This is a genomic window from Methylobacterium brachiatum (assembly GCF_900113845.1).
Lineage (GTDB): Bacteria > Pseudomonadota > Alphaproteobacteria > Rhizobiales > Beijerinckiaceae > Methylobacterium > Methylobacterium brachiatum.
Genome location: NZ_FOQW01000007.1, coordinates 1 through 20229, shown reverse-complemented (window position 1 = coordinate 20229; position 20229 = coordinate 1). Strand labels below are relative to the sequence as shown.

Below are 20229 nucleotides of genomic sequence, written 5' to 3'. Positions count from 1 at the left end.
TCTCCCCGAGATACGGACCCCATCGAGAGGTCCGGCGGAGGAAACGGCTTGGGCATCGTGTCATCGAGCTATGTCGGACGGTCCGTGGAGCGCGTCGAGGACGCCGCCCTGCTCTCCGGGCTCGGCCGCTACATCGACGACCTCGGCACGCGGCCCGGCACGCTGCACGCGGCAATCCTGCGCTCGCCCCACGCCCATGCGGACATCCTTGGCATCGACGTCCAGGTGGCCAAGGCGCTGCCCGGCGTCACCGCCGTGGTCACGGGCCGGGACCTCGACGCCGTCACGACCGGCCTCGTCCCGGCCTTGCGGGCGGCCGTCGATGCCCGCGCCATCGCGGTGGACCGGGTGCGTTATGTCGGCGAGCCCGTCGCCATCGTCGTCGCCCGCGACCGCTACCTCGCGGAGGATGGCTGCGACCTGATCGAGGTGCAGTACCGGGTCCGCCCGGCGGTGGTCGACCCGCTGTCGGCCCTCGCCCCCGACAGCGAGATCCTGCACGAGGGCGTCGGCGCCAATTGCGTCAGCGACCGCCGCTTCCGCTACGGCGACCCCGAGGCGGCCTTCGCGGACAGCCCGCACAGCCTGTCCGTGACCGTGCGCTACCCGCGCAACACCGGCTCGCCGATGGAGACCTACGGCGTCGTCGCCTCCTACGATCCCACCGACGATTCCTACGACGTGCTGGCGAACTTCCAGGGGCCGTTCAGCATCCACGCGGTGGTGGCCCGGGCGCTGAAGGTGCCGGGCAACCGCCTGCGCCTGCGCACGCCCCCCGATTCCGGCGGCAGCTTCGGAGTGAAGCAGGGCGTCGCACCCTACGCCGTGCTGATCGCCGCCACGGCGCGCCTCGTGGGCCAGCCGGTGAAGTGGATCGAGGACCGGCTGGAGCACCTCTCGGCCTCCGTCTCCGCCACGAACCGGGTCACGACCCTCCGGGCCGCCTTCGACGCGGATGGGCGCGTCACCGCGCTCGACTGGGATCAGGTCGAGGATTGCGGCGCCTACCTGCGGGCGCCCGAACCCGCCACGCTCTACCGGATGCACGGCAACCTCACCGGCGCCTACGCCATCCGCAACGTCGCCGTGCGCAACCGGGTGGTGCTGACCAACAAGACGCCGACCGGCCTCGTGCGCGGCTTCGGCGGGCCGCAGGTGTACTATCCGCTCGAACGGCTGATGCAGCGCATCGCGCTGACGCTGGGCCTCGATCCCTTCGCGGTGATCCGCCGGAATCTGATTCCGGCCGACGCCTTTCCCTATCGCACCGCGACCGGCGCCCTCTACGATTCCGGCGATTACCAGCGCGCCCTCGATGAAGCCGCCCGGGACGGCGGGCTCGATGAGCTGAAGCGGCGGCGGGACGCCGCCCGCGCCGAGGGCCGCCTCTATGGGATCGGCCTCACGGCGGCGGTCGAGCCCAGCGTCTCCAACATGGGCTACATCACCACCGTGCTGACGGCGGAGGAACGCGCCAAGGCCGGGCCCAAGAACGGCGCGCAATCGACCGCCACCATCACCCTCGATCCCGTCGGCTCGGTGACGGTGCAGGTCGCCTCGGTGCCGCAGGGCCAGGGGCACCGGACGGTGCTCGCCCAGGTGGTGGCCGACGTGCTCGGCCTCCCGATGGAGCAGGTCCGGGTCACGGCCGACCTCGACACCGCCAAGGATGCGTGGTCCATCGCCTCGGGGAACTACGCGAGCCGCTTCGCCGCCGCCGTGGCGGGGGTCGCGCACCTCGCCGCCACCCGCCTGCGCGACAGGCTCGCGCGGATCGCGGCGGCGCAGCTGAACCTGCGTCCCGAGGATTTGCTCTTCGCGGGCGGTCGCATCGCCTCGCGATTGAACCCGGATGCGGGCCTGCCCTTCGCGCGGGTGGCCGCCACGAGCCACTGGTCGCCGGGCCTCGTGCCCGAGGATCTCGGCGCGGTGATCCGCGAGACGGTGTTCTGGACACCCCCGGAACTGACGGCGCCGGACGCCGAGGACCACATCAACTCCTCCCTCTGCCACGGCTTCATCTTCGACATCTGCGGCCTGGAGATCGACCGGGTCACCGGCAAGATCATCATCGATCGCTACGTCTCGATGCACGATTGCGGGCGCATCCTGCACCCGGGCATGGTCGAGGGGCAGGTGCGCGGCGGCTTCGCGCAGGCGCTCGGCGCGGCGGTCTTCGAGGAACTCTCCTACGGCGACGATGGCGCCTTCCTGTCCGGAACCTTCGCCGATTACCTGCTGCCCACCGCGACCGAGGTGCCGGATCTACGCATCCTGCACGTCGAGAGTCCGTCGCCCTTCACGCCGCTCGGCGCCAAGGGAGTCGGCGAGGGCAACTGCATGTCGACTCCGGTCTGCCTCGCCAACGCGGTGGCCGACGCCCTCGGGCTTGAGGCCATCGACCTGCCCCTGACCCCCGCCAAGCTCGCTGCCCTCGCGGCGGGCGGGGAGGAACGAGCGCCCCCCGCCGGCCACTCTGCCCCGAAGCCCGCCACGAAGACGGGCGACCGCACCTTGCGTGGGGAGGGCTCGGCCACCGTCACGGCTCCGCCGGAGACGGTCTGGGCGATGCTCCTCGACCCGGACGTGCTCGCCTCCGTCATCCCCGGTTCGCACGGGGTGCGGAAGCTCTCCGGCACACGGTTCCAGGCCGACGTCACCCTCGGCGTCGGCCCGGTGAAGGGCCGCTACAAGGCCGAGGTCACCCTCAGCGATCTCGATGAGCCCCGGGCGGTGACGCTCACCGGCACGGTGACGGGTGGCCTCGGCAGCGGCGGTGGAACCGGCCGCCTGACCCTGGAGCCCGACGGCGCCGGGGGGACGCGGATCGCCTACGTCTACGAGGCGGCGGTGGGCGGCAAGGTCGCGGCGGTGGGCGGGCGCCTCCTCGACGGGGCCGCGCGGGTGATCATCGGCGGATTCTTCACCGCCCTGGCTCGGCGAGCCGGCGGGTCCGGCGAGCGCAGGCTCCGCCTCCCGGCCGCCCTGCGACGGCTCCTCGCACGCCTGGGAGTGTCCGCATGAAGCCCGCGCCCTTCGCCTATCTGCGCGCGACGTCTCTGGACCACGCCTTGGAAGCCCTGCGCCAGCACGGCCCCGAGGCTCGGATCATCGCGGGCGGCCAGTCCCTGATGCCGATGCTCAACATGCGGCTGACGAAGCCCGCCGTGCTCGTCGACGTGATGCGCATTCCCGCTCTCAAAGAGCCCCGTCTCGACAAGGGGGCTCTCGTCATCCCGGCGGGCGTGCGGCAGGCGATCCTGCTCGACCGGCCGGGGCTCGCCCGGGACCTGCCGCTGCTGGCCGCCGCCCTGCCGTGGGTCGGGCACATCCAGACCCGGGCACGGGGGACGCTGTGCGGCTCCGTCGCCCATGCCGACCCGAGCGCGGAAATCCCCCTCTGCCTCGTGGCGCTGCAGGGCGAGATTCACCTGCGCAGCCGCCGGAAAGTCCGGCGCGTGGCGGCCGAGGACTTCTTCACCGGCATGATGGTCACCGACCGGGCCGACGATGAGATGATCGAGGCCATCGCCTATCCCCTCCGCCGGGAGGGCGCCGGCACCGCCTTCGCCGAGGTGGGGCGTCGGCACGGCGACTACGCCATCGTCGCCTGCGCGGCGGTCGTGGACGGCACCCGGATGCGGCTCGCCGTCGGCGGCGTCGCCGACCGGCCCACCGCCCGTGACTTCCCCCATCTCGCCGGCTCGGCGCTGGACGATGCCCTCAACGCCTTCGCCTGGGACCTCGGCGCGGGGGACGATCTCCACGGCACCGCCCGCTACCGCCGCGACCTCGTGCGGAGTCTCGGCCGCCGGGTGCTGGAGGAAGCGGCCAGGGCCGCAAGAGGCGACACCCATCAGGAGGCCGTGCCATGCCACAGCTAGACGCGAAGGGCCGTCACACGGTGACCTTCACCCTCAACGGGCGCGAGACCACGGTCGAGGTCGAGACCCGCACCCTGCTGACCGACGCCCTGCGCCACGGGCTCGGGGCCACGGGCACGCATGTCGGATGCGAGCACGGCGTCTGCGGCGCCTGCACGGTGTCCATCGACGGGGTGCCCGCCCGGGCCTGCCTGACGCTGGCCGTGGGGGTCGAGGGTTGCGCCGTGCGGACCGTCGAGGGTCTGGCTCCCGAGCTCGGCCGGCTCGGAGTGCTGCAGGCGGCCTTCCGGCGGCGGCACGCCCTGCAATGCGGCTTCTGCACCGCCGGCATCCTGATGTCGCTCGATGCCTATCTCGTGCTGCGGCCGAACCCGTCGCGCCGGGAGATCACGGAAGTGATCGGCGGCCATCTCTGCCGCTGCACCGGCTACGCGCCGATCATCGAGGCCGCCCTGGAGGCGGCTGCGGAACTCAGGGGCGACATCCCGGCCCCGTCATCCCCGGAGGCCGCCCATGCTTGATCTCGGCACCAGCTTCCTTGCGAGCGTCTCCCGCGATCCCCGCGCCCTGGCCCTCGTCGACGGGGAGACCCGGCTGACCTACACGGAGTGGTTCGCGGTGATCTCCGCGACCGTCGCGGGGCTCGACCGGCTCGGGCTGAAGCCCGGCGACCACCTCGTCACGGTCCTTCAGAACCGGCACGAGGCGGCGACCCTGCACTGGGCCTGCCAGTTCGCGGGTATCGTGATCACGCCGATCAACTGGCGGGCCAAGGCCGAGGAGATCGATTTCGCGATCGAGAACGCGCAAGCCCGCGCCATCGCCTACGAACCGGTCTCGACCGGGAGCCTGCGGGATAGCGCGGCGTCGCAGCGGATCCCGCGCATCGCCGTCGGCACGCCACCCGGCCCCGGCGAGACCGCCTTCGCCGACCTCACCGCCACCGAAGGCCCCCCGGCGACGCCCCGGGTCGACGCGGAAGCGATCTCGCTGATGCTCTACACCTCCGGCACCACCGCCAAGCCCAAGGGGGTGCCACGGCGACACCGGGCGGAGCGGGCGGCGGCGCTCGCCCACGTGGCGCAGAACCTCTACGGGCGTGGCGAGCGGACGCTCGGCGTCATGCCGCTCTACCACACGATGGGCGTGCGCTCGCTCCTTGCCATGTCGCTGATCGGCGGGACCTTCGTCTGCCTGCCGCGCTTCGACGTGGCCGGGGCGCTGCGGCTGATCGCGGCCGAGCGGATCACCAACCTCTACCTCGTGCCGACCCTCTATCACGACCTCGTGCACCACCGGGATTTCCCGGCGACCGACACGACCTCCGTGCGCAAGCTCGGCTTCGCCGGGGCGCCAATGACGGACGGCCTGCTCGCCCGCCTGACCGAGGCGTTCCGGCCGGACCTGTTCGTCAACCATTACGGCTCGTCGGAGGTCTACACCTTCACGATCAACCACGAGGCGGCGGTGAAACCCGGCTCGGCCGGGCGGGCGGGCCTCAACACCATGGTGCGCGTCGTGCCCATGGGGGGCGACCCGGACCGGACCGCCGCGCCGGGCGAGGAGGGCGAGATCGCCGTCATCGCCAAGGGCGACGAAGCCTTCGAGGGCTACTGGCATCGCCCCGAGGCCGACGCCAAGGCCTTTCGCGACGGCTGGTACTTCACCGGCGACACCGGCTTCGCCGACGCCGATGGCGACCTCTACGTCACCGGCCGGGTCGACGACATGATCATCACCGGGGGCGAGAACGTCTCGCCCGTCGAGATCGAGAGTCGCCTGTCCCTGCATCCGGCCGTGTCCGAGGTCGCCGTCGTGGGCCTGCCCGACGAGCGCTGGGGCCGGATCGTGGCGGCCTTCATCAAGCGGAGCGGCAGCACCGACGAAGCGGCGCTCGACGCCCATTGCCGTGCGGGCGGCCTGCCGAGTCACAAGCTGCCGCGCCGCTACGTCTTCGTGGACGAGATCCCGAAATCGCCGGTCGGCAAGCTGCTGCGCCGTCAGCTCGTGGCCGGCGAGTACGTGCCCGAGGGCGAGGCCGAGCCCCGCGCCGAAGGCCACGAGGCCGCCTGACACCCCCCAACGAATTTCAGCGAGAGCCCTGCCCCATGACGAGTGACACCCCCACCATCGACCCGCGCCTGACGAACCTCGACGGCTTCCGCGTCGAGATCGACGCCGAGCGCGAGCGTGCCGACGTGATCCTGGCGCGGCCGCCCATGAATGTCATCGCGATGCCCCAGCGCGACGAGATCCGGAAGGTGTTCGAGGCGCTGGACGAGGATCCCCGCGTGCGGGTCATCGTCCTGCGGGCGGAGGGCGAGCACTTCTCGTCGGGGGGCTACATCAAGGGCTTCCTCGACGCGTCGCCCGAACACGTCTCGAAGCTCGCCTGGAACATGGCGGCGCCGGCCCGCTGCTCGAAGCCCGTCATCGCCGCCAACCGTGGCTACACGTTCGGGGTCGGCTTCGAGATCTCGCTGGCCTGCGACTTCCGCATCGTCTCCGAGACCTGCCGCTACGCGCTTCCCGAACAGAAGCTCGGCCAGATCCCCGGTTCCGGCGGCTCGGCCCGGCTCCAGAAGATCGTCGGTATCACGCGGACGAAGGACATCGTGATGCGCTCGAAGCGCATCCCCGGCCGGCAGGCCCTCGACTGGGGCATCGCCACCGAATGCGTGCCCGACGCGGACCTGGAAAAGGCCACCGACGCCCTCGTGGAGGAGCTGCGCGCCTTCTCGCCCATCGCCCAGCGCACCGCCAAGAAGCTCCTCAACGACACCGAGGACGCGAGCCTGTCCATCGCCATCGAGCTCGAGGGACACTGCTACAGCCGCCTGCGGCAGGCCGACGACTTCCGTGAGGGCGTCGAGGCGTTTCACGCCAAGCGCGCCCCGCGTTTCACCGGCTCCTAAACCCACCACGCCGGGGGGGGCTGCAGGGCAGCTCCCCCCACCCCCGTGACCCCCACGGCACCGCTTCGATCCCGCCCCGGCGGGACACGATGGCGCGCGCCCTGATGGCCCCCGTCCCGACCCAGAGCCCGAACCGGCCCACCGCGGCAACGACCGCATCCCCCGGAGGAACCCCATGCAGACCGCCGCAACCTTCGCATCCGATCCCCCCGCTCACGCCAAGCCCACGGGCCGGCAAACGGCGACGGCCGCCATGGCCTCGCTGTTCGGCTGGGGGCTCGATCTCTTCGACCTGTTCATCCTGCTCTACGTGGCGCCCGTCGTCGGCGCCCTGTTCTTTCCGGCCGACAAGCCGATGCTGTCGCTGGCGGGAGCCTATGCCTCCTTCGCGGTCACGCTGCTGATCCGGCCCCTCGGCTCGGCCCTGTTCGGCTCCTATGCGGACCGATTCGGCCGGCGCCGCGCGCTCATGGTGGCGGTGACCGGGGTCGGCCTGTCGACGGCGGTCTTCGGCCTCCTGCCGACGGTCGGCCAGATCGGATGGCTCGCCACCGCGATCTTCCTGATCTTCCGCCTCGTCCAGGGCATCTTCGTCGGCGGCGTGGTCGCGGCGTCTCACACGATCGGGACGGAATCCGTCCCGGAGCGGTGGCGGGGGCTGATGTCCGGGGCGGTCGGCGGTGGCGGCTCGGCCATCGGCGGCCTGCTTGCCTCCCTGGTCTTCTACGTCGTCTCGCTCATGGCGCCGGGAGAAGCCTTCACCGACTGGGGCTGGCGACTGATGTTCTTCTCGGGTCTCCTGACCTCGGTGATCGGCCTGATCCTCTTCCGCAATCTCGAGGAATCCCCGATCTTCAAGAATCTCCAGGCCCGGAAGGCGGCGCTCCGGGCAGGCGCTCCGGCGGAGGCCTCGCCGATCCGCTCCCTGTTCTCACCGTCCAACCGGGGAAGCTTCGCGGTCGCGACTCTCATCTCTTTCGGCGGCGGCGCCGCCTACTACCTCACGTCCGGCTACCTGCCGACCCTCCTCAAGCTCGTGAACGGCGTGCCGAACGCCACCGCCTCGATGATCCTGATCGGCGCCAACGTCGCGGCGGCGATCGGCGCCTGCGGCATGGGCGAACTAAGCCAGCATATCGGGCGCAGACGGTCGTTCCTCGTCATGGGCGTCGTCCGCCTGCTCGCCTTTCCCGCCCTGTTCCTGACCATGGCGAACACGACGAGCCTCGTTGGGGTCGCGGCCTGCGCCTTCCTGCTGGCGCTCATCGCCAACGCCAGCTACGGGCCGCTGTTGATCTTCCTCAACGAAAAGTTCCCGACGGCGGTGCGGGCCACGGGGACGGGCCTGACCTGGAACATCGGCTTCGCGCTGGGTGGAATGCTGCCGACGCTCGTCTCCCTCGTCGCCGACGGGCCGACGCAGATCCCGATGGTGCTGGCCGTCGTCATGACCGGCGTCACCCTGGTCTATCTCGTCGGTGCCTTCCTGACCGACGAGACGCAGGGCAATCTCGACCGGGCCTGACGATACGGTTCTGCGCGGGCGGAGGCCTCCCATGACGAGTAATCCCCTCTGGACCTTCGCCTGCGCGTTCTACGGCCGGCCCGGCGTCGCCGCGGCCTGCCTCGCGCTCCAGGACGAGGGCGGCGCCGATGTGCCCCTGCTCCTGTACCTGATCTGGTGCGGGAGGACCGGACGAAGGCTGGACGCCTCGGCGCTCGCCGGAGCGGAAGCCCGGATCGGCCCCTGGCGTGGGCAGGTGATCAGTCCCTTACGGGCGATCCGCCGGGCGATGCGGTCGGACATCCTTTCGGGCCAGACGACGGAGGCGCTCCGGGAGCGGATCAAGCTCGCGGAGATTGAGGCGGAGCGCCTCGCCCTCGCGGCTCTCTTCGAGGCCGCGCCGGTCCCGGATATGCCGGCGAGTTCGGGCGGCGAGGCCCTGGCCCTCTATGCCGCGCATCTCGGCCGGACCTGGCCGGAGGCACCGCTGCGGGTTCTCGCGACGGCGCTGGAGGGCTGAGCGCCGGTCAGCCTTCTCCGCTCCGCCAACGCCGGACGCCGGGTGCGTCGATGTCGAACAGGTCGAGAACCCGCCCGATCGTATGGTCCACCATGTCGGCGAGGCTCTCCGGACGCGCGTAGAAGGCCGGAACCGGCGGGGCGATGATCGCCCCCATTTCCGAGAGCGCCGTCATGGTGCGGAGGTGGCCGGTGTGGAGGGGAGTCTCCCGCACCATCAGGACGAGGCGGCGGCGCTCCTTCAGGGTCACGTCGGCGGCCCGCGTCAGCAGGCCGGATGTGACGCCGGTCGCGATCTCGGCCTGACTCCGCATGGAGCAGGGCGCCACGACCATGCCGCGGGTCCGGAAGGATCCGGAGGCGATCGAGGCGCCGATATCCCCCTGGGCGTAGGTCTTGGCGGCCAGGGCGCGGACGTCGGCGACCTTGAGGTCGGTCTCATGGGCCAGCGTCACCTCGGCCGAGCGCGACATCACGAGATGGGCCGGGATCGCGAGGTCGCGCAGGATTTCCAGGAGACGGATCCCATAGATCACCCCCGAAGCACCCGAGATGCCGACCACGAGGGGCAGCGGTGTCATCGTTCCTCCCGGCCGCAACGGGCGCGGCGACGTTGCCGGTGACAGTATCGGGGTGTGCTCGCCCGTGTCGAATAACGTCGGCTGATCGCTGCCATCAGTCCGGGGGGCTCAACCGGTGATGATATGGGCCTGGAGTGCGGCCGCCGCCGCGTTCAACTCCTCCTCAAGGATGCCGATGAGGAGCTGCGCCGCGTGGCTGAGCGGTTTCTGCGGATGGTGGATGATCACCAATTCGCGGGCGATGCGCGGCGCGACGATGCGGTAGGCCTTGAGGGACCCGTCGGCGAGCTGTCGGCTGACGGCGATGCTCGGCAGCACAGTGAAACGCGTCGAGCGCGCCACGAAGTCCGCGATCGCGGGGGGCAGGTCGAGTTCGAGCTTCGGGCACAGGGTCACGTCCGCGGCGGCGACACGGCGGTCGAGTTCGACGCGCAGGCCGTGGCGGGTCGACGGCAGGATCAGGTCGAGGGCGGCGAGGTCCGCCATCCGGAGGGGCAGGGGCACCGGCAACGGTGTGTCGCGCCCGCCGACCACGACCATTTCCTCGTCGAGGAGGGGTGCCATGACGAGGCCGAGGCGGCGGGCCGGCCGGTTGATCACCGCGAGGTCGAGGGCGCCGCTGCCGACGCCCTCGATGAAGGTGCTGCTGTAGCCATCGGCCAGCGACAGCTCGACCTCTGGGTAGGCCGCCGCGAAGCGAGCGAGGACGCTGGGGATCACGCTCATCGACAGGGACGACAGGATGCCCGCCGTGACGCGGCCCGACACGGTTTGGGACAGGCGCGCCATGGCCGCCCGGGCCTCGGCGACATCCCGCTGGATCGGGTGGACCAGCCGGTGCAGCGTCCGGCCGGCGGCTGTCGGCACCATGGCCTTCGGCTGGCGGTCGAACAGGCGCTGGCCGAGTTCCCGTTCCAGCTTGGCGATCTGCATGCTGAGCGCGGGCTGGACGACGTTCATCCGCTGCGCGGCGCGGGTGACGCTGCCCTCCTCGAACAGGGCGACGAAGTAGGAGATCTGACGGAGATCCATACACGGGACCCGGGCGACACGAGCAACGCGCCAGAGGACCATGTGCGGGCCGGTCGGCGCAATTCAAACCGGCTGATGGGCGGCATCACCAATCGTTATTTTTCCCGCCTGCGGGAAGAGCTTAACGCTTCCTCCCCTGGCAAGCTTGGTTCAGACGACCCCGCCGTGAGGACAGCATGAACGCGCCCACTCCCGTTCGTTCCCTCCGCGACTGGCTCGATCGGCTGTCCGGGGATGGGCGCCTCGCCATCGCGCGGCCGGGAATCGGCTTGCGCCACGAGGCGGCGGCGGTGGCGAACCGCCTCGACGGCCGGCAGGCCAGCCTGTTTCCGCAGCCCGGGGGGCATCCGGGCACCATCGTCTCGGGCCTCGTGTCGAGCCGGGCCTGGATGGCGGAAGCCCTCGGCACCACGCAGGATCGCCTCGTCGCCCATTTCCAGCAGGCCGCCGCCCAGCCGCTCCCCTGGCACGAACGCCACTCCGCCCCCGCGCAGGAGGTCGTCCACCGGGAGGGACTCGACATCCTGAAGCTCCTGCCGGTGCCGACTCTGAACGAGCACGACAGCGGCCCCTACATCTCGGCGGGCCTGATGATCTCCCGGGACCCGGAGACCGGCCTGCAGAACGTCGCCATCCTGCGCTGCCAGATCAGCGGTCCGGACAGGATCGGCGTGCTGGTCCTGCCCCGGCATACCGACAATTTCTACCGCAAGGCCGAGGCCCAGGGCCGGGGCCTCGAAGTCGCCCTCGTGGTCGGCGTCGATCCCGCCTGCCTCCTCGCATCCCAGGCCATCGTGCCCCTCGGCCACGACGAGTTGGAGATCGCCGGGGCGCTCACCGGCCAACCCCTCGACGTGGTCAAGTGCCTGACGAACGGCGTGCGCGTTCCGGCGAACGCAGAGATCGTGATCGAGGGCCACCTCCTGCCTGAAATCCGCGAGCCCGAAGGGCCGTTCGGGGAGTTTCCGCAATATTACGGGGAGCGGGCCAAGCGGCACGTCATGCGGGTCGATGCGGTAACGCACCGGCGCGACCCGATCTTCCACATGATCGTCGGGGGCGGTCTGGAGCATCTGTTGCTGGGGGCGATCCCCCGCGAGGCCACGATCCTCGCGACGCTCCAGCGCAGCTTCCCCGGTGTCGAGGACGTGCATCTGTCCCTGGGGGGAGTCGGCCGTTACCACCTCTACGTCCGCCTGCGGAAGACGCAGGAGGGCGAGGCCAAGAACGTGCTGCTCGGGGCCTTCGCCGCCCACTACGACATCAAGCACGCCGTCGTGGTCGATACGGATGTCGACATCCACGCCCCGCAGGAAGTCGAATGGGCGATCTCGACGCGGTTCCAGGCGGACCGAGACCTCGTCGTCATCCCTCACGCCCAGGGCTCGAAGCTCGATCCCTCGGGCCGCGAGGGGGTCGGCGCGAAGATGGGTCTCGACGCGACCGTTCCCCTCGACGCGCCCCCCATGAAATTCAAGCGCATCCGTGTTCCCGGCGAGGCCGAGGTCGATCTCGACGCGGTGCTCGCGTCCGGCGCCGACTGGCGCGCGGCGATCGGCTGATCCCGTGAACGCCTTGCCCGAAACGGTCGACGTGTTGATCGTCGGCGGGGGCTCTGCCGGCTGCGTGATGGCCCACCGGCTCTCCGCCGACCCGCGGCGCCGGGTGCTCCTCGTCGAAGCCGGCATCGATACACCGCCGGGCCGGGTGCCGGCGGAGATCCTCGACAGCTATCCGATGCCGCTGTTCCATGGCGACACCTACATCTGGCCGGGGCTCGACGCGGCGGTCACCCGCGACTCCCGCGGTCGCATGCGGCGGCGGGCCTACGAGCAGGGCCGGGTGATGGGCGGCTCGTCCAGCATCAACGTCCAGGCGGCCAACCGCGGGCTGCCCCGCGATTACGAGGCCTGGGCCGCGCTCGGCGCCGAGGGCTGGGCCTGGGACGACGTGCTGCCGTATTTCCGCAGGCTCGAGACCGACCTCGATTGCGGCGGTCCGCTGCACGGCCATGATGGGCCGCTCCCGATCCGGCGCATCCTGGAGCCCGCATGGCCCCCCTTCGCCCATGCGGTCGCCCGCGCCTTCGATGCGACGGGGCTGCCCCGGCGCGTCGATCAGAACGGCGAGTTCGAGGACGGGATCTTCCCGCCGGCCTTCTCCAACCGGGACGACGCGCGGGTCTCGGCCGCCGCCGCGTATCTGGACGTGGGGACGCGGGCCCGGCCGAACCTCACCATCGCCGCCGGCCTCGAGGTCCGTTCGCTGGTGATGGACGGGCGCCGCGCGACCGGGGCCGTGCTGCGGCGGGGCGACGGATCCGAGCAGCAAGTGAGCGCCGCCTCCGTGGTCCTGTGCGCCGGCGCTCTTCAATCGCCGGTGCTGCTCCTGCGTGCCGGGATCGGCCCGGGCGATGCGCTCTCCGCCTGCGGGATACCCGTCCGGCTGGCCCGTTCGGGCGTCGGCGAGAACCTGCGGGACCATCCCGCTTTGACGATGGCCCAGGTCCTTCCCCGCTCGCTCCGGCTACCCGAGACCTTCCGGCGCGCGAGCTTGCTGGCCCTGCGCTATACGTCCGGCCATCCCGGAGGCGGCGCCTCCGATATGTATCTCACCGCCTCCGCCCGTGCCGGCTGGCACGCCCTCGGCGGACGCCTCGCGCTCTACTTCCTCTGGGTGAACCAGCCGCACTCGGTCGGGCGCCTGCGTCTCGATCCGGCGAACCCATCCGGCCCGCCCGACATCGACCTCGGCCTGCTCTCGGATCGCCGCGATCTCGAACGCCTCGCCTCGGGGATTCGGCTGCTCAGCGACCTCGTGGTCTCGCCCACCCTGAACCCCCGCTCAGACGACCTCTTCCCCGCGAACTATTCGCCGCTGATCCGCCGGTTGAGCGCCGTCTCCCCTCGCAACCGGCGGCTCACCGGCCTCCTGGCCCCCGTGTTCGATGCACCGGCCATGCTGCGCGCCCCGCTGCTGCGCGCCGTCCTAGGCGGCCACGCTTGGGCGACAGTGCTCCAGGACGATGGCGCTCTCGACGACTTTGTCCGGGACAACGTCTTCGGGGTCTGGCATGCGAGCGGTACGTGCCGCATGGGCCGGGCCGACGATCCCGGCGCGGTGGTCGATCCGGGGGGGCGCGTCATCGGAACCGAGAACCTGTCCGTCGCCGACGCATCGGTGATGCCCCGCCTTCCTAGCGCAAACACGAACGTCCCGACCTTGATGATTGCGGAAAAGATCGCGGAGAGGATGATGGTGGAGATGGGATGATCCCTCTCGACACATTCGGCACCTTTGCGGTGGCCGACCTACGGCTGGAATACCGTTTCGTCGGTCCGCAGCCGGACTTGGCGCCGACGCTGGTGTTGCTTCATGAGGGTCTCGGTTCTGCCACGCAGTGGGGCCCGCTGCCGGAAATTCTGGTCGAGACGACCGGATGCGGTGTCCTGGCCTTCTCGCGGCAGGGTTACGGGGCCTCAAGCCCGGTGCCTCTGCCCCGCCGGGCCGACTTTCTCGAACAGGAAGCTTGCACCATACTTCCCCAGGTCTTCGACCTCGCGGGACTGCGAAGCGGCCTGCTGATCGGCCATTCCGATGGCGCCTCGATCGCGGCCCTCGCGTTGGCGGAGGGCGACACCCGCGTGCGGGGCGGCGTCCTCATCGCGCCCCATTTCTTCGTCGAGGAGGCGACGCTGGCCGGGGCCCGACGGGCCCGGGACGCCTACGACAAGGGCGATCTGAAGGTCCGTCTCGGTCGTCGGCATACCGATGTCGAGGGCGCCTTTCGCGGCTGGAACGACGCTTGGTTGGATCCGGCTCGGCGCGGATGGACAATCGAGACAGCCCTCACGCGATGGACCGTCCCGGCACTCATCATCCAGGGAACGAAGGATGCTTACGGAACCAAGGCCCAGATTGCTGCCGCTCGCAGATTTTGCCCCGCCGGTCTGCTGACTGTTTATGAGATGCCGAATGTTGGGCATCACCCACATCGCGAAGCGTTGGCAGAAACTGCCGACGTCATCGCCCGCTTCGTCACCCATGTCTTGAGCAGAGATTAAGTCTTCCCAAGACAAGGTCTGATTGGCCTTGACACACACACTGTCGCGAGGCCGGGTGCCGGCCCCTGTCCCGTGGGGAGGGGCAGGAGGCGGTGTTAGGTTCGTTGACAGGGTTATTTGGACTCACCTGCCTCCCAGGCCTCACCCAGATCGAGCTTTCCGGATCCGGGCGAGGACCAAGCCCAGCCGTGGTACTGGGCCCGTTCGCCCACGTTGCCGCCCGACAGCTTTCGGCGAATTCACGTCCTCGACGGAATGACCGGATTGGATCGGGTAAGACGCTGTCCGTTTTTCCAGCAAGCCCCCTCCAGAGCGGACCGGCCGCTTTCGGCCAGTGTCGGTCTCACCGGTAGGCCCGTCGGGATGACTGGGGTGGGTGGATTGCTGCCGGTCCGCTTCCGCTCGAACAGAGGCGAAAGCGGACGTTCGAGGGTCTGTGTCAGGCCGCGCGAACGGTGGCGAGAAAGCGCCCTACCTCGGCCGTCAAGTGCTCGGACTGGCGCGACAGTTCCGACGCAGCCCCAAGCACTTGGCTCGCGGCCGCGCCGGTGTCCTCCGCTGCGCTCGCCACACCGGCGATGTTGCTAGTCACTTCGCCGGTGCCGGCGGCCGCCTGGGAGACGTTGCGCACGATTTCCTGCGTTGCAGCCCCTTGTTGTTCTACTGCTGCGGCGATCGAGGTGGCGGTGGCGCTGATGTCGCGGATTCGCTGCGTGATGCCGCCGATGGCCGCCACCGCCTGACCGGTCGAAGCCTGGATCCGCCCAATCTGGCCCGAGATCTCCTGCGTCGCCCGGGCGGTCTGGCCGGCAAGCTCTTTCACCTCGGACGCCACGACGGCGAAACCTTTGCCGGCCTCGCCGGCGCGGGCCGCCTCGATCGTGGCGTTGAGCGCCAGCAGATTGGTCTGGCCGGCGATCGAGGAGATCAGCCCGACCACGTCACCGATCCGCTCGACGGCCCCGCTCAGTTCGAGAACCAATGCGCCCGTCTGGTCGGCCTCGACCACGGCCTGTCGCGCGATGGCCGCGGAGCCGTCCACCTGTCGGCCGATCTCCTGCACGGAGGAGCCGAGCTCCTCAGCCGCCGCCGCGACCGTGCCGACGTTGCTGGCCGCTTCCTCGGCGGCGGCGGCGACGGCCGTCGACTGCGCGGCCGTCTCGGCCGCGGTGCCGCTCATCGCACCGGCCGTCGCCTGAAGCTCGGTCGCCGATGACGACACCGTGCCGATGATGCCGCCGACTGCGGCCTCGAAGTTGTCGGCCATCTGGCGCATCCCGGCCTTGCGCTGCTCCTCCGCGGCCAGCCGCGCCTGCGCGGTCTCGGCCTCCAACCGACGTGTGTGAATCAGGTTGTCCTTGAAGACCTGGACAGCCGCCGCCATGGCGCCGATCTCGTCCCGGCGGGCGCGATGGGGCACCTCGACGCTCATATCGCCGCCAGCCAGGACGGTCATCGCGCCGGTCATGGTCTGGATCGGACGGGACACGCGCAGCAGCACGAAGACAACCGCTCCGATGGCAGCTACCATGCCTAACCCGATCGCGAGATAGGCCATCAATGTCGCGGAAGCCGTGGCAGCCATGGCTCTATCGGCATCCACGTCGGCACCACGCTCATTCAGAGCCACGTCTTTGGCCAGCGCTGTCCGGACATCGTTGTAGAGGTTGATGTTGGTGGGAGCGCTCATGAGCTGGGCGCCGTCCGCTGCTTTGCCCGCCTCGGCCAAGCGCACAGCTTCGTAGCCCACGGCGGCGTAGCGGTCCCAGGCAGCCCCGAACGCATCGTAGAGCGCTCGTTCCTCGGTCGAAGAGATCAGCGGCTCATACACCTTGCGGGCGTCGGCGAGGGCAGACGCTGCCTCCGTCATCTGCCGGTCATTCTCGGCTCGCACCTCCGGGCTGCCGCCGAGGGTCAGAGCACGGAGCTGTTTGATGCGGATCTCCGACGCTGCAGCGCGGATGTTTGTGATCGCCACGACCGAAGGCAGCCAGTTTGTGGCGATGCCGGTGACGTTGGCTCGAATACCGGCGAGCGTCGTTATTGAGATCAGGCCCTGCCCAAGACACAGTAGAGCGAGGAGTCCGAAGGCGGCGAAAAGCGATGTTTTGAGCGTCGGGCGCATGATCTGATCCAGGCAGATCCCGCACGAACGCGAAGACGCCTGCCGGCGGGCAGGTGATCACGCGGCCGCACGGGCGAGATGGGCAAGCCTGGACCTCGTACCTCAGCAACCGAGGCTACCCATCCAAGCACATAATTCATCGCCGTTTAGCGGTTAACACTCGTGTCCAACTTGGCTTTCGATGTCGCCATCTAGCATCAATCTAACGTGATCGGCGAAGCTCGCCATCGGACCTGTTCGATTATGTCATCTACTTCCGGTTGTGTAATTTGGCGTTCATCGATTAACCCTCGAGGCGGCCTTGATCGGCGCGCTCCGAGAACCAAGGACAACTTTGGCACTACGCTGGGAGTGCCATCGGCACCTTGCCCTGTTTCAGGCGCTCGGGGCGTCCGACGAGATAACCTTGGATGGCGTCGCAGCCAATGTTACGCATGAGTTGTAGCTGCGATGTCGTCTCCACACCCTCGGCCAGGATCGCGACGTTCATCGTTCGGGCGATATGCGTGATGCCCTCCAGCACCGCCATCGAGTGACGGTCCGTCTCGGCGGTCGCCACAAAGGACCGATCCACCTTGATCCGGTCGAGCGGCAAATCGCGCAGATGCGCGAGCGACGAATAGCCCGTGCCGAAGTCGTCCATCGCGACGGTCACACCAAGGCGACGGATCGCGGTCAGCATGTTGGCGATCTGCCGCCCGTCCTCGACGATCGCCGTCTCGGTCAACTCGAGTTCCAACCGCCGAGCGGACAGCCCACTCTGGGCCAGCGCCTGCGTGAGGTGAGACAACAAGAGAGGAGAGCGGAACTGTACGGGCGAGACGTTGACCGCGACGTAGAGGTTGCCCGGCAGCTGCGCTGCCTGCCGGCAGGCTTCCTGCAGAACCCAGGCGCCGATCGCCAAGATCTGACCGGTCTCTTCCGCAAGCGGAATGAACTTGGCCGGAGAGACCATTCCGAGCGTCGGATGGGTCCAGCGGATCAACGCCTCGTAGCCGATAACCTGATCGTCGATGAGCGCGATCACCGGTTGGTAGGCCAGATGCATCTCGCCGCGCTCGATAGCGGTACGCATGTCAGTTTCGAGCTGGACGCGCTCCGCGACTGTTTCCAGCATGCCGGGCGTGTAGCAGCTGATCCGACCGCGCCCCTTACGCTTCGACTCGTAGAGCGCGATATCGGAGAACTGCATCAGTTCGCCCGCATCGCCCGCATCGTCCGTGCAGCACAGCCCGATGCTACAACCGATCAATATCCTGACCTGATCGATCTGGAACGGGGTAGCGAGCGCTTCGATCACCCGGTTGGCGACCGCAATGGCCTGGTCTTGATCGCCGTAGACGAGCATCGCCATCTCGTCGCCGCCGAGCCGCGCCACGAAGCCGTCCGTTCCGGCAACATCGATCAGCCGATCGGCGACCTGGATCAGAAGCTGGTCGCCAGTCGCGTGGCCATAGGTATCGTTGACCTGCTTGAACCGATCGAGGTCAATCAGCAGCAGCTTGAAGCGCTGCTTCGGGGAGAAGTCGCGTTCCATTCGCGAGGTGAGGGCACGCCGGTTGGCGAGCTTGGTCAACGGGTCGCAGAAGGCGAGTTCTGTGATCCGCCGCTGCGCTTCACGGTCCGCGGTGACGTCGTCGAAGGTGATGACCGTACCGCCTTCCGCAGTAGGACGGATCTCGACTTCCATGATGCGGCCGTCATCGAGGACATAGTCGATCTGCGTAAACTTCTCGATCTCGCGCCACGCCTCCAAACGCGCACGCGCCTGCTGACGCCGTTCGGCTGGCCAGCCATGGCGATCACCGACGACTTCGATGATTTCGTCCGAGTTGAGTCCGGTCAGGTTGCTGTCAGGCGGAAGCCCGTAGATCTCGAGATAGCAACGATTGTACAGGCGAACGCGGTCGGTATTGTCGAGATACACCAGTCCGTTCGACATGTTATCGAGAGCGGTCCGCAGGACCGTCGTGTGGGCTAGCTCCTGAGCGTCGAACCGTTGTGCTGTCAGGATTGTCAGGAAAGCTCCGAGGAACAGGACGCCAGCGGCGACGGCTGTGAAGAAGCTGAGCGTGGTATTCGCGTGCAGATGACCAGCGTATCCAGCGAAGTGTTGCAGCGTCGTGCCGGCAATGCCGATGAAGTGGGTTCCACCGACCGCTGAGGTAAAGAGAGCGCAAATCATACGGTTGGTGGCCAAGCGTGGCGGGAGACCGCAGGCCAGCGCGAGGCCGCAGGCACCGATACAGGCAGCCAGGATGATCAAGGGCACCGAGTGGCTCTGCATGCATCCCTGTATCGCCGCCATGCCAGTGTAGTGCATCGCAGCGATGCCGATACCGGCCACCGCGCCCGCTACAGCCCGAGCGCGCCACGACGGGAGCAGCGGAGCAAGGGCCAGCGGCAGGCCGACGATCAGGATTGCGACGAGCGCCGAGAATGCCGTGGTGCCACCGGCAAAGCTCAACATCATGTCGGGTCTGTAGCCCAGCATGGCGATGAAATGGGTCGTCCAGACACCGAGCCCGGCCACGATCGCCGTTCCCACCAACCAGCGGTACCGGTGAGCTGGTCTGGCCTCTCTGGTCCGGTGCATCAAAGCGCCGACCAGCCATCCAGCAACGAGGCAGATGACGACGGCCGTAAGGACAAACCCGAGGGAATGGTCCTCGGCCAGCTGAAAGGCACCGTAGATTATCGCCAAGCTATGGGTAGCAATCTTTCAATGCGGCATGAAGGAAGACGATGAAAGAAATGTTTAGCTTGCGGGTGCAGCGCTCTCGCGACAGCGCCAAGAAACATCGACGACGGGAGTCGACTTGCGCTTAGTTCAAAATTTCGTGATTTAATAGCTTGCGCGGAATACGGAACTTTTGGAGGTAGATACGCTCACCGGGTTGCTCGGGTTCACACGTATTGTGCAGCAAGGTCCCTGCAACGCAGTCGTTGCGAGGGCTCGAGTTTTCGTGATCATGCTTGCAGGTGATCCGTCTACCGATAAGTCATGGCCAAGGCTGGACCGCGGCACAGTTCGGAAGGGCTTCTATTCGGGTGGTCGGTTTCTAGCCCAATTCCTGACAAGCCTCAGCTAGCCCACGGATGGCCGTATTAGAGAAGCGCAGTGGGTGGCCTGAGCGACCGGGTTGGGTCGAGGCCGTGTCAAAACGCATTTAACATGGCCGCCAGCGTCGATCGGCAGGATGATGACGACGGCGCGGCGCGCTGCTTCAGGCTCGAATGGCCTGGATGAGCCGGGTTGCGCCGAACAAGCGGATCATCCGTTTCAGGTTGTAGGCGAGGATTGCGAGGCTCATCTCGGTTCTCACGCCTTTCAGGCCCTTCGTCAGGATGGGCGTGCTGCCCATCCAAGCTTTCAGCGTCCCGAAGACGTGCTCGACCGTGGCGCGCCGTACCGCCATGGCGTCCGGCATGGCATCGAGCCGCCTCTGCATGGCCTCCAGCACCGCCTCGTGCTTCCAGCGCTTGAAGCGTTTGAACTTCTCGGTCGTGCAGCGCGCTCGCATCGCGCAGGCCTGGCAGGCGTCCAGGTTGCGGTAGTGATGGATGTCACCGTGTCGATCGGAGCGCGCGTTAGACTTCGTCAG

Annotated in this window: 15 protein-coding genes; 10 read left to right on the top strand and 5 right to left on the bottom strand. The window is 68.6% G+C overall.

Annotated features, from left to right (window positions below):
* The first annotated feature begins 48 nt into the window (after nt 1-48).
* From BMZ47_RS09995 to BMZ47_RS09965, 7 genes are all read left to right on the top strand, one after another.
* Nucleotides 49-3024 (top strand): xanthine dehydrogenase family protein molybdopterin-binding subunit, encoded by a 2976-nt coding sequence (locus BMZ47_RS09995; RefSeq protein WP_091861427.1) that lies wholly within the window; start codon nt 49-51, stop codon nt 3022-3024.
* Nucleotides 3021-3884, top strand: a complete 864-nt coding sequence (locus tag BMZ47_RS09990) for an FAD binding domain-containing protein (RefSeq protein WP_091861424.1) — start codon at nt 3021-3023, stop codon at nt 3882-3884. The genes BMZ47_RS09995 and BMZ47_RS09990 overlap by 4 nt, the downstream gene beginning before the upstream one ends.
* Nucleotides 3872-4405: a (2Fe-2S)-binding protein gene (locus BMZ47_RS09985; RefSeq protein WP_091861420.1), complete on the top strand. Its 534-nt coding sequence runs from the start codon at nt 3872-3874 to the stop codon at nt 4403-4405. Before BMZ47_RS09990 ends, BMZ47_RS09985 begins: the two co-directional genes overlap by 13 nt.
* Nucleotides 4398-5957, top strand: coding sequence for an AMP-binding protein (locus tag BMZ47_RS09980; RefSeq protein ID WP_029357552.1), 1560 nt, complete (start codon nt 4398-4400; stop codon nt 5955-5957). The genes BMZ47_RS09985 and BMZ47_RS09980 overlap by 8 nt, the downstream gene beginning before the upstream one ends.
* Before the next feature lie 35 nt (nt 5958-5992).
* Nucleotides 5993-6799: an enoyl-CoA hydratase/isomerase family protein gene (locus tag BMZ47_RS09975; protein ID WP_029357553.1), complete on the top strand. Its 807-nt coding sequence runs from the start codon at nt 5993-5995 to the stop codon at nt 6797-6799.
* 175 nt (nt 6800-6974) lie between these two features.
* Entirely contained in the window at nt 6975-8324 is a 1350-nt protein-coding gene (locus BMZ47_RS09970; protein WP_091861417.1) for an MFS transporter, read from the top strand.
* 31 nt (nt 8325-8355) lie between these two features.
* Complete coding sequence (locus BMZ47_RS09965) at nt 8356-8823, top strand: TIGR02444 family protein (protein ID WP_091861414.1); 468 nt, start codon at nt 8356-8358, stop codon at nt 8821-8823.
* 7 nt (nt 8824-8830) lie between these two features.
* Here BMZ47_RS09965 and BMZ47_RS09960 read toward each other — a convergent pair whose 3' ends face one another.
* Nucleotides 8831-9403: a UbiX family flavin prenyltransferase gene (locus tag BMZ47_RS09960; protein WP_029357556.1), complete on the bottom strand. Its 573-nt coding sequence runs from the start codon at nt 9401-9403 to the stop codon at nt 8831-8833.
* A 108-nt stretch (nt 9404-9511) separates the two neighbouring features.
* Nucleotides 9512-10435: a LysR family transcriptional regulator gene (locus BMZ47_RS09955; protein ID WP_091861411.1), complete on the bottom strand. Its 924-nt coding sequence runs from the start codon at nt 10433-10435 to the stop codon at nt 9512-9514.
* Nucleotides 10436-10611: 176 nt separating this feature from the next.
* Between BMZ47_RS09955 and BMZ47_RS09950 the strand changes: the two genes are divergently transcribed.
* Genes BMZ47_RS09950 through BMZ47_RS09940 form a run of 3 tightly spaced genes read left to right on the top strand, consistent with a single transcriptional unit; the run spans nt 10612 to nt 14499 of the window.
* Nucleotides 10612-11997 carry a UbiD family decarboxylase gene (locus BMZ47_RS09950; RefSeq protein ID WP_029357558.1) on the top strand — a complete coding sequence of 462 codons (1386 nt, stop codon included), beginning with the start codon at nt 10612-10614 and terminating at the stop codon, nt 11995-11997.
* A gap of 4 nt (nt 11998-12001) precedes the next feature.
* Nucleotides 12002-13708 carry a GMC family oxidoreductase gene (locus BMZ47_RS09945; protein WP_029357559.1) on the top strand — a complete coding sequence of 569 codons (1707 nt, stop codon included), beginning with the start codon at nt 12002-12004 and terminating at the stop codon, nt 13706-13708.
* On the top strand, nt 13705-14499 hold the full coding sequence (locus BMZ47_RS09940; protein ID WP_091861408.1) for an alpha/beta fold hydrolase: 795 nt from the start codon (nt 13705-13707) through the stop codon (nt 14497-14499). The genes BMZ47_RS09945 and BMZ47_RS09940 overlap by 4 nt, the downstream gene beginning before the upstream one ends.
* 439 nt (nt 14500-14938) lie before the next feature.
* Here the strand turns inward: BMZ47_RS09940 and BMZ47_RS09935 are convergent, their stop codons facing one another.
* From BMZ47_RS09935 to BMZ47_RS09925, 3 genes are all read right to left on the bottom strand, one after another.
* On the bottom strand, nt 14939-16624 hold the full coding sequence (locus tag BMZ47_RS09935; protein ID WP_091861405.1) for a methyl-accepting chemotaxis protein: 1686 nt from the start codon (nt 16622-16624) through the stop codon (nt 14939-14941).
* A gap of 340 nt (nt 16625-16964) precedes the next feature.
* On the bottom strand, nt 16965-19328 hold the full coding sequence (locus BMZ47_RS09930; protein ID WP_244536781.1) for a bifunctional diguanylate cyclase/phosphodiesterase: 2364 nt from the start codon (nt 19326-19328) through the stop codon (nt 16965-16967).
* A 523-nt stretch (nt 19329-19851) separates the two neighbouring features.
* A partial coding sequence (locus tag BMZ47_RS09925; RefSeq protein ID WP_139220962.1) for a transposase occupies nt 19852-20229 on the bottom strand: 378 nt, incomplete at its 5' end.

Bases quoted from the DNA above. Each gene is read 5' to 3' on its own strand.
- BMZ47_RS09980 (WP_029357552.1), top strand. From the start codon at position 4,398: ATGCTTGATCTCGGCACCAGCTTCCTTGCGAGCGTCTCCCGCGATCCC.
- BMZ47_RS09960 (WP_029357556.1), bottom strand. From the start codon at position 9,403: ATGACACCGCTGCCCCTCGTGGTCGGCATCTCGGGTGCTTCGGGGGTG.
- BMZ47_RS09955 (WP_091861411.1), bottom strand. From the start codon at position 10,435: ATGGATCTCCGTCAGATCTCCTACTTCGTCGCCCTGTTCGAGGAGGGC.
- BMZ47_RS09970 (WP_091861417.1), top strand. From the start codon at position 6,975: ATGCAGACCGCCGCAACCTTCGCATCCGATCCCCCCGCTCACGCCAAG.
- BMZ47_RS09950 (WP_029357558.1), top strand. From the start codon at position 10,612: ATGAACGCGCCCACTCCCGTTCGTTCCCTCCGCGACTGGCTCGATCGG.
- BMZ47_RS09940 (WP_091861408.1), top strand. From the start codon at position 13,705: ATGATCCCTCTCGACACATTCGGCACCTTTGCGGTGGCCGACCTACGG.
- BMZ47_RS09965 (WP_091861414.1), top strand. From the start codon at position 8,356: ATGACGAGTAATCCCCTCTGGACCTTCGCCTGCGCGTTCTACGGCCGG.
- BMZ47_RS09985 (WP_091861420.1), top strand. From the start codon at position 3,872: ATGCCACAGCTAGACGCGAAGGGCCGTCACACGGTGACCTTCACCCTC.
- BMZ47_RS09975 (WP_029357553.1), top strand. From the start codon at position 5,993: ATGACGAGTGACACCCCCACCATCGACCCGCGCCTGACGAACCTCGAC.
- BMZ47_RS09935 (WP_091861405.1), bottom strand. From the start codon at position 16,624: ATGCGCCCGACGCTCAAAACATCGCTTTTCGCCGCCTTCGGACTCCTC.
- BMZ47_RS09990 (WP_091861424.1), top strand. From the start codon at position 3,021: ATGAAGCCCGCGCCCTTCGCCTATCTGCGCGCGACGTCTCTGGACCAC.